This window comes from Paraburkholderia sp. BR14320 (genome assembly GCF_040948665.1).
GTDB classification, from domain to species: Bacteria; Pseudomonadota; Gammaproteobacteria; order Burkholderiales; family Burkholderiaceae; genus Paraburkholderia; species Paraburkholderia youngii.
Map to the genome: position 1 here is coordinate 15,223 of NZ_JBFPKG010000028.1, position 11,628 is coordinate 26,850.

Below are 11,628 nucleotides of genomic sequence, written 5' to 3' on the forward strand. Positions count from 1 at the left end.
GCTGCCGCAAGTTTCGTATTCATTCTGGCGGCGTGCGGTGGCAGTGACAGTCCGAACACAACGGCGGCTTCAACGCCAGCCCCGACGCAGACATCCACCATGCCATGGATGAATACGTCACTGTCTCCCGAAGCACGCGCGGCACTGCTTGTCCCAGCCATGGCGCTTGCCGATAAGGAAGAGCAATTGGCCGGTTCGAATCCCGGCATCCTGCCTGAATTGCCGCAGTGCTACGGTGCGCGGCACATTCTCGGCCTGACGAAGTACGCTATTCCGACCTTGCGCATCACCAATGGGCCGGTGGGTATCGGCCAGAACGACTGCGTTTCTCCGTCCGTATCGGGCTTTGCCGCCTATACGGATTCCAGCTCCGCCAAGGCGACCGCTCTGCCTTCAGCCATCGCGATGGCGGCTTCGTTCGATCCTTCCGTCGCGACCCAGTTTGGCAACGTGGTCGGCGTCGAAGGAAGCAACCTGGCTCTGCACGTATTCGAAGCACCCGGTATGAACCTGGCAAGATTGCCGGTGGGTGGACGCAACTTCGAGTACATGGGCGAGGACCCCTATCTCACCGGCACGATGGGTGTCGCCGAAATCCAGGCCGTGCAAGCCCACGGCATGATCGCAATGGCGAAGCACCTCGTGGCGAACGAGCAGGAAACGAATCGCATGACGATTCAGGAAAGCATCGACGACCAGACGTTGCACGAACTCTATATGCTGCCGTTCGAAATGGCGGTGAAGGCAGGCAACGTCGGCGCCGTCATGTGTTCGTACAACTCGGTGAACGGTTTTTCGATGTGCGAGCAGAAGCACATCCTGTCCGATGTGCTTCGCGGGCAATGGGGCTTCAAGGGCTACGTGCAGTCGGACTTCTTTGCGGCGCACAGTACCGCGCCGACGCTTCTGGCAGGCATGGACAACGAAATGCCGCTGCCACAGAACTGGTCGCCGGCAAACCTGAATGCAGCTTTGGCTTCGGGACAGATTCAGACCTCGGATATCGACAATGCGCTGCTGCGCCGATACACGCAGATGTTCCGCGCGGGCATCTTCGATCGGCCTATTGCTCAGACCGCGATCAACGCGACGGCTGACGGTGCGCTCGCGAAGCAGATCGGTGAACAGTCGGCCGTGCTGCTGCAAAACAACGGGACTTTGCCGCTGAAGAAGACGGTTCGAAACATCCTCGTGGTCGGCAAGACGACACAGGTCTATGCGCAGCAAGCGGTTGCCGGCGGCAGCTCGGTCGGCCACCCGATGGGTTCGGGCGGCGGCAGTTCCGACGTCGTCGCCTTGTACACCGTGACACCGGTGCAGGGCATCAAGGACACGCTTGCGAACCTCGGCAATACCGGTGCTCAGGTTCATCTGGCGCTCGTCGACGACAACAATTCGACTGGCACGATCGACGGCGCGGCCGCCACCATCTCCGACGTCACGTCAGCGGCGACCGGCGCCGACGCGGTGATCTTCATGGCCGGCTCCATGTCGGAGGAAGGTGCTGACCAGGCGACCTTTACCGACTCGACGGGCCTGACGCTCGACACCGGCAAGTACCTGAATACGCTCGACTGGTATTCGCCAAAGTCGAGCTCGATCACTACCTCGAGTACCGCAAAGAACAGTAACACGCTCGCGTTGCTGCAGACCATCGTCGCGGCAAACAGCAACACCGTGCTCGTTCTGAAGGACAGCGCCGCCGAAGCGCTCGATCCGTCGATCCTCACCGGCGGGACATCCGCCGCGAGCGCGATTCTCGAAACGTGGTTCCCCGGCCAGGAAGACGGGCATATCGTGGCGGATCTGCTGTGGGGTGTCGCGAATCCGTCCGGCAAGCTACCTGTGACGTTCCCGCAGGTCGGCCAGGGCTTCATGGACTCGATTACGGCTTACCAATACCCGGGTGTGTCGATCAACGGAAGCGCGACGGTCACCTACTCCGAAGCGCTCAATGTCGGCTACCGCTGGTACGACGCGATGGGCAAGACTCCGGCATTCCCGTTCGGTTATGGACTTTCGTACACGACCTTCACGATTACCAATCCGACCGTCAGTACCGGAGCAAACGGCACTTACACGGTTAGCGCGGTCGTGAAGAACACGGGTTCCGTCGCGGGCGCCGAAGTTCCGCAGGTGTACGTTGCGCTGCCGACGTCGGCGGGAGAGCCGCCCAGGCGTCTGGTGGGATTCCAGAAGGTCAGTCTGAATGCAGGCGCAACGCAGACGGTGTCGATCACGATCGATCCCGCCGCGCCGAATCATCCGCTCAGCACGTGGGGTAAGGATGCGCAGCAGTGGACGACGCCGACTGGTTCCTACTCGGTGTATATCGGGAACTCGTCGCGCAGCCTGACTCTCGCGGGAACTATTACTAAATAAAGTCGAGTAAAGCGCCAGAGTCTGATCAGATTCGATCCCTGATCGGACCTGGCGTTACACACACCAACGAAAGTGGTCCGCTCAATGAAAGTACTATCACGACGGATGTTGGCACTTGTGCTCGGTGCAACGCTCTCGCTGGCGACGAGTGCGACAGAGAAGCCCTTTGTCACGGTCAATGGCAAACCGGTTTCTCAAGCCGACGCCGATTTGTACATCGGACAGGCGCATGCGCAAGGATTTTCTGATTCCCCACAATTGACCGACCATGTCCGGGACGAATTGATCCGGCGCGAAGTTCTGTTCCAGCAGGCGCAGAAAACTGGCTTCGACCGCAACCCGGAAGTCGCGGCACGTGCCGAGGCCGCGCGGCAAAAGATTCTCTCGCAGGCGCAGGCGACGTGGGAGATCGAGATCGTCAGAGCGTACATGCAGCACTTTCTGAAAAAGAATCCTGTCAGCGACGATCAATTGAAGGCGATGTACAACGACATGAAAGCAAAGGGCGGAAGCACGCAATATAAAGTCCGCCATATCCTCGTCAAGGATGAAGGTCAGGCAAAAGACATCATTGCGAAGCTGAACAAGGGAGCGTCATTCGGCGACCTCGCAAAGGAATCGATCGATGCCGACACTCGATACAACGGCGGAGATCTGGGCTGGATAACTTCGAGCAAGGTGGTCAAACCGTTTGCTGACGCGGTTTCGCATTTGCACAAGGGCGAATACACGCGCACGCCGGTCAGGACCGGATACGGTTTTCATGTGATCGAAGTCGATGACACTCGCCCTTTGCAGGTTCCGTCGTTCGAAGACATGAAGCCGATGCTGTACCAGCAGGCGCAAGCGGAACTCGTCGACAGGATGGTGAAGGATCTTAGAGCGAAAGCCACCATTCAGTAAGCGGCCAAATCACGTTCGTCATACTTGGGATGCGATTGCGAGCCTGATGTGACGACGTCGGGTCTCTTCGTCCAACCCATTCGCTCCCCGGCCTTTCATTCGGATCGGGGAGCTTTTTTTATTTGCCGCTGATATTCCCGCACTCAGCTCTTGCGAAACACCACGTGCGAGATCCGTTGCACCAGCAGCGCGGCCGCGAGCGATGCCACCGCCGTCAGCCACACGCCCATATGAATCGACTGCACGAGCGCATCGCGCGCGCTATCGATCAGCGCGAGCGTATCGAGTCCCGACGTCTTCATATCCGCGATCAGCTGCGTGCGCGACGCATCATCGATCAGGATGCGCAGATCGACGAAACGCGGCCGCCATTGCGATGAGGCCGGCTCGCCGAGCACGCTCATCGTGCGCGTGACGACGTCGCGATAGTGATGCTGCACGACCGTCGCGACGATGCTGGTGCCGAGCATGCCGCCGACCATACGGGTCGATTGCAGCAGCGCGGTCGTGATGCCGAAGCGCTCGCGTCCGGCGATCTCCTGGCCGAACACGTTCAGATTGTTCAGGATGAAGCCGAGGCCGATGCCGACGGCGCCCATCGGCAGCACGATGCGCAAGCGCGGCGTATCCGGATTCGCGAAAGCGAGCGCGATCGACGCGAACATCAGCAGCCCGAAACCGATGGTCAGAATGCGCGTGGGCTTCTTCATGTGAATCACGATGCGCGTGTTCAGCAGACTGCCGAGCGCGATGCACGCGGCAATCGGCGTCGCGAGCAAGCCGGCCTGCTGCGGCGACAGACCGAAGCCGCCTTGCAGCAGCAAAGGCGCGAAGAAGATCAGCGAGAACATCACGAAGCCGGACAGCATGCCGAGCGTGAATAGCGTGACGAGCTGCGCGTCCTTGAACAGATCGAGCGGAATGATTGGATGCGTGGCGCGCTTTTCGCACTTGAAGAGCGCGACCGCGCCGATCATCACGCACGCACCGAGCACGAGATTGCCCACCGTGAGGCCACTCTTCGGCACCGCTTCGATGAAGGCCTGCAACCCGCCGAGCACGCCCGCGACGAGCCCAGCGCCGAGCCAGTCGATCTTGACTTCGCCGTCCTGCGGCCGCCGGAAGTTCGGCAGATGGATCCAGACGAAATAGAGCGCGGCCGCGCCGACCGGCAGATTGATGAGAAACGTCGAGCGCCAGCCGAGGTGCTCGCTCATCCAGCCGCCGAGCGACGGGCCCGTCGCCGTGCCGATGCCGTAGGTTGCGGCCAGCACGACCTGCCAGCGCACACGGGTACGCGGGTCGGGGAACAGATCGGGAATCGACGCGAACGCGGTGCCGACCATCATGCCGCCGCCGATGCCTTGCAGTCCGCGCGCGATCGCGAGAAACAGCATGCTGTTGGCGAGGCCGCACAACACCGACGCGACCGTGAATGTGATCACCGCGGCGATCACGAAGCGCTTGCGGCCGAAGTAGTCGCCGAGCCGCCCGAACACCGGCACCGTGACGACGGACGCGAGCAGGTACGCGCTCGCGATCCACGCGAAATATTCGAAGCCATGCAACTCGGCGACGATCGACGGCAGCGCGGTGCTGACGACGGTCTGGTCGAGTGCGACCAGCATATTGACGAGACCGATGCCGAGCATCGCGTAAAGCGCGTGGCGAAACGGCAGGGCGGGGGCGGCGGGAGCGGCGGCGGAACTGGCGGCGGGGGCGGTGGAATTCACGGATCGGGCAGAAGGCGGTTCGGGGTGGACGCTGCACGGCGTATCGCGGTCAGGCACCCGGCGATTGTACGCAAGTTGTCTGACGTCTTGAGGATTATACGGGTTTTCCCCTAGTCAAAGCCGTTCATCGCGCGAAAACCACACTGCGACCGACGCTGCCGCGCGCATGCTCTCGCCCGAACGTGGTAAGTTCGCTCGCGGAATATCCGATCGATGTGTTTGAGGAGGACTCATCCTGCGTCACGTCATGGCTTGCCTGCCGAACACAGTCCGCGAAGCCTTGACGCCCAGGGGCGGCGTGACAGCGGCCTGGTTAGGTGGCGCGCTGCTGCTCTACGCGCACGGCGCAGGCGCCGTCACCGACATCGATACCGGCACCGGCGCCGCCTCCGCTTCCGGAATCAACGCCGGCTTCGTCTCGCTGTATGGCGTGATCGACACGAGTGTCGAAGTCACCGACCCCGGTTCGGGATGGGTCGCGCGCATGGACTCGGGCGCATATCGCGGTTCGCGCGTCGGGCTGCTCGGCGCGGAGCCGCTCGGCGGCGGCAACGCGATCGTGTTCACGCTGGAAAACGGCTTCAGCTCGACCGACGGCAGCCTGCAGGTGCCCGGCTCGATCTTCAATCGCCAGGCATGGATCGGCGCGAGCGGCGGCTGGGGCGAACTGCGCTTCGGCCGTCAGTATTCGCCGATCTATATTCCGTTCAAGGGCGATCTCGACGCGTTCGGCGCCGGCACGATCGCTTCGGGGCTCAACAACCTGTCGAAAATCACCCCATATGCGAACAATGCGCTTGCGTATCTGTCGCCGCGCATTGCCGGCTTTAGCGCGACGCTGATGATGGCGATGCGCGATCCGTCCGAGAAGGACGGCAACGGTATCGACGGCTATTACGTGACCGCGTCGTACCGGTTCGACCAATTGCATCTGCTGTACGCGCGCCAGCAGACCCACGGTGCCGGCGCTCTGCGCGCGAATCTCGGCGGCGCGAACTACGCGTTCGGCAAACTGCGCGTATGGCTGTCCTTCTTCAATGGCGATGGCGGCGCGCCGGTCTATCACGGCGCGGGCGGCTCGCTGTCGGCGCAATACAGCTTCTCGACCAACGCGCGCGCGTCGCTCGGCTATGCGCACGTGCGCGACTACACGACGCCCGGTGGCAGCGCCGACCAGTTCAGCGCGGCATTCGAATACAGCATGTCGCCGACGCTGCTGCTCTACTTCAGCGCCGCGTATCTCGCGAATCACGACGACTCGAGCTTCACGCTGCGCGGCGTCAACGTGACCGGGCTGCCGGTCGCCTATCCGGGTGCGCCTGTGGCGGGTGTTCAATTCGGTGTGATCGAGCGTTTCTAGCGCGGATCGCAATACGTGATTAATTGGTATATGTCGAATGCACTTTATATGCGACTGCGAATTGACGAGAGAGTCGCGCGAGTCGGAATTGCAAAAGCGTCGCGAATAAAAAAAAGCCGACACAGTGTGTCGGCCTAAAGATTCTGGCATCCGAGGATGATGGCCAGAACCTGAGAGACATGGACCCGCAGAGCAGCCCCAGTGCGGTATTTCGGGCCGCCGCGACGCGGGTCGATCTGCGTCGTACTTTAACGTTAGCTTTCAGCGCGAGAAGATTGAGAGCGCATTCCGCTGATTGCTCTTCGTTCGAATGCCGATCCAGAAAGCATGGCGTGGAGTATAGCGTCGCCAATCGACTTTGTGGAACCGCACTTCGGCGAATGGGTTAATGAGGTTTTCCGGATGTTTAACGTCGTGTGGTTGGATTTACATAATGCGCAGATTCAACCGGAGCACTCCCGCGCGCTGACACGGTTCCGATAGAGCAGGAAACGGGGTAGTGGCGCTATGCTAGCGGTTTCGTCTACTCGAGGAGCGACCGATGACCCAACACGCAGGTTCGATGATCACGTTCAACCGTCCCGATGGCAAGCAGCTACAGGGCTATCTCGCGAAACCGGAAAAAACCGCGGGCGCGCCCGCGATCGTCGTGATCCAGGAATGGTGGGGATTGAACGACCAGATTCGCGGCGTCGCCGATCGCCTCGCGAAAGCCGGCTACTTTGCGCTCGTGCCCGATCTGTATCGCGGCAAGTCGACGGTCGAAGAGGACGAGGCGCACCATCTGATGAGCGGCCTCGATTTCGGCGATGCCGCAACGCAGGACGTGCGCGGCGCGGTCCAGTATTTGCAGCAGCACGCTGCGAAGGTCGGTGTGACCGGCTATTGCATGGGCGGCGCGTTGACGTTCCTCGCGCTGTGCAACGTGCCCGAATTGGCGGCCGGCGTCGTCTGGTATGGCTTCCCGCCGCTCGACTATATCGATGCGTCGAAGATCAAGGTTCCGGTGATGGGCCACTGGGGTACGCAGGACGAGTTCTTCGCCGCCGATACCGTCGACGCGCTCGAAAAGAAACTCACCGACGCGAAGGTCGACATCGAGTTTCATCGTTATCTGGCGCGTCACGCGTTCGCGAACGAAACGGCGGTTGGATCGGGCCGCATTGCGAGGACGCAATACGATCCGGTCTGGGCACAACAGGCCTGGGATCGTACGCTGACGTTCTTTGGCCGCACGCTTTGGAAATGAGTTAGTGAATGGCGGAAGTGGACGGCCGCGCTGTTTATTTGAAGCGCGGCCGTTTTCTTATGCAGCCTGTACCGGGTTTGCGAGGTGCGCTTCAAACCCTGCGTGCTGAATGGCGTTGCCAAGCTGGCGGATGTGGACTGCCTGATGTTGCGCAAACATAGTGTTCCTTATCGGATGCGTCTATCTAGAATTGCATTTGAAAGCAAAGCCAACATAAAATGCTAAACGGTATTGGAATCATCGGTTAAGTTGTGGACAGCAGCACTTAACTCGGCAGACGGGTGTCAGTTCATTTCGCTGTTCTGGACCTGAAAGCGTCATTCCTCTCGTGGGGAACGGGCGACATCTTCGCTGACATTGTCTGACCGGTCGCGCAGCCGCTAATACAGTTAAGTACCTACCTAATATTCAAGCGAAATTCGCGAGTCCGAGGCAACACGCAGGGCGGCGGGCGTCCGTGGCCAAGGGCCGGCCACGACGTGTCGTTGACGGTTGCGTCGGGATATTCTGAGATATAATACGAAAATGAATACGATTGCGATGCTAGGCCGAGTGACTTCCGGCGAACTTCAGGAACTGGACGGCAGTGATTTCCCGGCTCAGGTGGCGGCAGAGACGCGCAAACTGATCAACCGGGGAGTGCTTGCGCCCGGCTTCCAACTACGACAGTCCGATCTTGCCGAGCGCTTCGGAATTAGCCGAGTGCCCGTGCGTGAGGCGCTGAAACTGCTGGCCGCTGAAGGCATCATTGAACACGATCCGAATCGTGGGTTCTTTGTCGCCCAACTGTCGAGCGACGAGGCACGGCAACTATATCGGATGCGGCAACTGCTCGAAGCCGAATTGCTGATGACCATCGAATGGCCGACGCCCGCGCAGATGAAGCAACTCAAGGCAATGCTCGCGGATCTGGAGCATTTGCTCGGTGCGGGTAATCGCGAAGGCTGGATCGAGCAGCACCGCGCATTCCACGACATGATTTTCGATCTGTCACCGAACAAGGTCCTTAAGCGCGAAGTGCTGCGATTGATGCGATTGACCGATCGCTATCGCGCATTGGCCGCGGATATCTCTGCGAACCCTGAGCACCGCAATGCGAATATCGAGGCGCGGTTGGTGAAGGCGTTGCAGAGTAAGGATAAGGACTTGCTGCTCGCGACCTACGAAAAGGGCCGATCAATTGTTTTGAGCGGCTTGATGGCGGTGCTTGCGGCCAGAGAGACCTGAACGATAGAAGGGGCACCCACGGTGCCCCTTTTTTATCTACAGCCGGTTTCGCGCAACGTGTTTGTCGTTCGACGCCGACGCGAAGACGCCTGCCGAATTGCTAAATTAGTCGGAGCCCCAGTTCGAGATCCAAAGCATGTCGTGGAAATCGACGGCCTTATTGGTTTGAAATTCACCGTAAGAACCCTGCGAATACAGTAGCGGCGTCTTTGCGTCCGTATTAATGGCGGTTCCCAGCACGTGGCCAAAAATTACCGCATGCGTGCCGATTTCGACGATACGTTCGACGCTGCAATCGAAATTCACCATGGCCGTGGCCAACGCCGGGGCGCCGGTCCAAATGCGATTCCATGTGCCGGCCTGGAATTTCTCCTCAGGCGAGATAGGGCGAGAAAACCGTTGTGCCAATTCCTGCTCGCTGCGCGCTAGCACATTGACGACGAAATGACCGGTCGCCTGCACGTGTGCCAACGAGGAATTCGCGCGGTTGATGCAGACGAGCAGGATAGGGGGCGCCGCACTCACCGAGGTCACGGCGGTTGCTGTCATGCCAGCGAGTGGACCGTCAGCGTCAGAACCGGTGGTAATCAAACATACGTGCCCGGTGAGGCTGCGCATGGCGCGCCTAAATTCAGATTCTTCGATGCTCAATTGCGCCCCCAGGTCATCAAAATTTGGTGACACTAAAAGAAACACGGGTGGCGTCCCAAAGACGGCCGCCCGTGAGAGAGACTCGCACCTCTCAGCTGGTTACTGGTCCCAGCCAAAGATACTGAGCGTGCTTTCGCCGGCCTCTAGCCGTTTCAACTGCTGTGCTTCGGCGGCCTCACGTGCTTCCGACGCTGCGATAGCGGTTGCGACTTGCTCGCGCGGAATGCAGACGACACCATCTTCGTCGCCGACGATCAGGTCACCTGCATTAACGGTTACGTCGTCGAGTCGGATCGGTGCGTTGATCCAGCCACGTGCGCCAAAGTCTTTTCCGGTGCCGCGGATGCAGAGTCCTCGGGCGAAAACTGGGAAGCCGATCTCGGACAGCAGTCGCTGATCACGAACGCACCCGTTAATGACGAGCCCTGCAAGCCCGCGAACCTTTGAGGCCGTTGACATGATCTCGCCCCAGTACCCATGCTCATACGCTTCGCTGACCGATACGACCAGCACATCACCCGGCTGCGCTGCGTAGATCGCCCGGTGCAACCACAGGTTGTCGCCGCCCGGCGAATGGACGGTCACAGCAGGGCCACACAGCTTGAAACCCGGTGCCACAGGGTGGATTGCAGCCGGCAGCGCACCGATCTTTCCAGCCGCTTCATGCAGCGTGGCAGACGGCAGTTTGCCAGCGGCCTTGATCAGTTCGGCATCCGGACGTTGAATATCGAGGCGTGTCGTCTCTGCCGGGTTGAAGCGCGGACCGGTCATGCTTTGCTCCCGGTGGTGCGCGTTTGCAATTGATGGTACTTGAACTGCTTGCGCGCTTCGTCGAGGCGCATGCCCGACGCGACTGCTGCACGAATGGCTCTTTCTGCTGCGTCGATTTCTTCCGCAGCGGCGAGCACACGCTCTTCGTGTTCTTTGGGAATCGAAATCACGCCATCGGCATCACCGCGCAGCAGGTCACCCGGGGCAACACGTACGTCGCCGATGTTGACCGGCACATTCGTGGCTTCGACTTGCACGCGATCCTTGCCCGTGCGCATCCAGTTGTCCTTGGAGAACACCGGATAACCGAGCGACAGGCAGAGATGGACGTCGCGGTTGATGCCGTCGATCACCGTGCCGGCAATGCCGCGACGGTGTGCGATTTCAGTCAGGATGTCGCCCCAAACGGTGGCATCGGTGCGACCGCCGTTGTCGAGAACGATCACGCTGCCGGGCGGCACGTCGTCGATGAAGTCGCCGACCGTGCCTGCGGGAGAAGCAGCCGGGCCGTAAAGGATCGTGAATGCACGGCCAGCCATGCGGAAGGACGGGTCTCGGGGCTTGATACGGCTGCACTGGCCGTTGAGGCCCAGACGATCGAGAGCGTCGCTCAACGTCGCCGTTTCGAGTTTTGCCGCACGTGCGACGTTCTTGTCTTGTTCGATTTCGGACATGACTAATCCTTAAGCATGAATTCGTAGTTGCCGCCCATCACTTCGTGAATGGGGGTACCTGCCAGTACAGCCTTCGCCATCAGAGCTTCACGCGCCACGATCGACTCGGCGGTTTCGATCACGCGTACAACGTTGGCGGCGCTGATGAAGATCACGGCGCTGCTGTCGGCGATCACATAGTCACCAGCTTCGACGGCGGTACCGAAGACCTCGACCGGAACGTTGACGCCTTTCTCGACGATGCGACCGCGGGCAGTGCGGGCGGTGAACGCGTTCGCGAACACCGGCAGATCCATCTCGCGGGATTCGTCGATATCACGGACCGGGCCGTCGGCGATCACGCCAGCGATGCCGCGAACCTTGGCGCCCAACGAGAGGATGCCGCCCCACGAACCGGCTTCGACGCCCGTGCGCTGTTCGACAACGATCACGTCGTCGGCGCCGCCGAGTTCGATAGCGGTGGTGCCGAGGTGACGCGGCGGGCCCGGAGGCGGATCGCCAACACCGAGTTTCATCGTGATCACGCGACCTGCGATCCGGCTGGTGCCCGAAGCCTGCCGCACACCGCTGACGACGCCGCTCAGACCGAGTTTGTCCAGCGCATCCGAGACGGCGCAGCAGTCCAATCGCCGAAGGCGGTGGACGTATTCGTCTTTGCTTTTCATATCTTTGCTAATC

10 protein-coding genes are annotated in these 11,628 nt (G+C 60.5%); 5 read left to right on the top strand and 5 right to left on the bottom strand.

Going from position 1 to position 11,628, the window contains the following annotated elements; genetic code table 11:
* Nucleotides 1-108: 108 nt before the first annotated feature.
* Nucleotides 109-2,382: a beta-glucosidase gene (locus AB3X89_RS23860; RefSeq protein ID WP_368585461.1), complete on the top strand. Its 2,274-nt coding sequence runs from the start codon at nucleotides 109-111 to the stop codon at nucleotides 2,380-2,382.
* Nucleotides 2,383-2,466: 84 nt separating this feature from the next.
* Nucleotides 2,467-3,285: a peptidylprolyl isomerase gene (locus AB3X89_RS23865; protein WP_368585462.1), complete on the top strand. Its 819-nt coding sequence runs from the start codon at nucleotides 2,467-2,469 to the stop codon at nucleotides 3,283-3,285.
* Between the two features lie 143 nt (nucleotides 3,286-3,428).
* Here AB3X89_RS23865 and AB3X89_RS23870 read toward each other — a convergent pair whose 3' ends face one another.
* Entirely contained in the window at nucleotides 3,429-4,937 is a 1,509-nt protein-coding gene (locus AB3X89_RS23870; RefSeq protein ID WP_368585533.1) for an MFS transporter, read from the bottom strand.
* 328 nt (nucleotides 4,938-5,265) lie between these two features.
* On the opposite strand from AB3X89_RS23870, the gene AB3X89_RS23875 reads away from it, so the two are divergent.
* The 3 genes from AB3X89_RS23875 to AB3X89_RS23885 all read left to right on the top strand — a co-directional run bounded on the left by AB3X89_RS23875 (nucleotide 5,266) and on the right by AB3X89_RS23885 (nucleotide 8,854).
* Nucleotides 5,266-6,378: a porin gene (locus tag AB3X89_RS23875; RefSeq protein WP_368585463.1), complete on the top strand. Its 1,113-nt coding sequence runs from the start codon at nucleotides 5,266-5,268 to the stop codon at nucleotides 6,376-6,378.
* 541 nt (nucleotides 6,379-6,919) lie between these two features.
* Nucleotides 6,920-7,627 (top strand): dienelactone hydrolase family protein, encoded by a 708-nt coding sequence (locus AB3X89_RS23880; protein ID WP_368585464.1) that lies wholly within the window; start codon nucleotides 6,920-6,922, stop codon nucleotides 7,625-7,627.
* 525 nt (nucleotides 7,628-8,152) lie between these two features.
* Nucleotides 8,153-8,854, top strand: coding sequence for a GntR family transcriptional regulator (locus tag AB3X89_RS23885; protein WP_368585465.1), 702 nt, complete (start codon nucleotides 8,153-8,155; stop codon nucleotides 8,852-8,854).
* A gap of 105 nt (nucleotides 8,855-8,959) precedes the next feature.
* On the opposite strand, the gene AB3X89_RS23890 is transcribed toward AB3X89_RS23885, so the two are convergent.
* Genes AB3X89_RS23890 through AB3X89_RS23905 form a run of 4 tightly spaced genes read right to left on the bottom strand, consistent with a single transcriptional unit; the run spans nucleotide 8,960 to nucleotide 11,615 of the window.
* Nucleotides 8,960-9,550, bottom strand: coding sequence for a flavin reductase family protein (locus AB3X89_RS23890; RefSeq protein WP_368585466.1), 591 nt, complete (start codon nucleotides 9,548-9,550; stop codon nucleotides 8,960-8,962).
* A gap of 54 nt (nucleotides 9,551-9,604) precedes the next feature.
* Nucleotides 9,605-10,276 carry a 4-carboxy-4-hydroxy-2-oxoadipate aldolase/oxaloacetate decarboxylase gene (locus AB3X89_RS23895; protein WP_368585467.1) on the bottom strand — a complete coding sequence of 224 codons (672 nt, stop codon included), beginning with the start codon at nucleotides 10,274-10,276 and terminating at the stop codon, nucleotides 9,605-9,607.
* Nucleotides 10,273-10,950 carry an RraA family protein gene (locus AB3X89_RS23900; RefSeq protein ID WP_176106756.1) on the bottom strand — a complete coding sequence of 226 codons (678 nt, stop codon included), beginning with the start codon at nucleotides 10,948-10,950 and terminating at the stop codon, nucleotides 10,273-10,275. The genes AB3X89_RS23895 and AB3X89_RS23900 overlap by 4 nt, the downstream gene beginning before the upstream one ends.
* Nucleotides 10,951-10,952: 2 nt before the next feature.
* Nucleotides 10,953-11,615 (bottom strand): RraA family protein, encoded by a 663-nt coding sequence (locus tag AB3X89_RS23905; protein WP_368585534.1) that lies wholly within the window; start codon nucleotides 11,613-11,615, stop codon nucleotides 10,953-10,955.
* Nucleotides 11,616-11,628: the final 13 nt, after the last annotated feature.

What these genes read in the sequence shown, in the direction of transcription:
- AB3X89_RS23860 (WP_368585461.1), top strand. Translation starts at nt 109, where the DNA reads ATGAATACGTCACTGTCTCCCGAAGCACGCGCGGCACTGCTTGTCCCA.
- AB3X89_RS23865 (WP_368585462.1), top strand. Translation starts at nt 2,467, where the DNA reads ATGAAAGTACTATCACGACGGATGTTGGCACTTGTGCTCGGTGCAACG.
- AB3X89_RS23870 (WP_368585533.1), bottom strand. Translation starts at nt 4,937, where the DNA reads ATGCTCGGCATCGGTCTCGTCAATATGCTGGTCGCACTCGACCAGACC.
- AB3X89_RS23875 (WP_368585463.1), top strand. Translation starts at nt 5,266, where the DNA reads ATGGCTTGCCTGCCGAACACAGTCCGCGAAGCCTTGACGCCCAGGGGC.
- AB3X89_RS23880 (WP_368585464.1), top strand. Translation starts at nt 6,920, where the DNA reads ATGACCCAACACGCAGGTTCGATGATCACGTTCAACCGTCCCGATGGC.
- AB3X89_RS23885 (WP_368585465.1), top strand. Translation starts at nt 8,153, where the DNA reads ATGAATACGATTGCGATGCTAGGCCGAGTGACTTCCGGCGAACTTCAG.
- AB3X89_RS23895 (WP_368585467.1), bottom strand. Translation starts at nt 10,276, where the DNA reads ATGACCGGTCCGCGCTTCAACCCGGCAGAGACGACACGCCTCGATATT.
- AB3X89_RS23900 (WP_176106756.1), bottom strand. Translation starts at nt 10,950, where the DNA reads ATGTCCGAAATCGAACAAGACAAGAACGTCGCACGTGCGGCAAAACTC.
- AB3X89_RS23905 (WP_368585534.1), bottom strand. Translation starts at nt 11,615, where the DNA reads ATGAAAAGCAAAGACGAATACGTCCACCGCCTTCGGCGATTGGACTGC.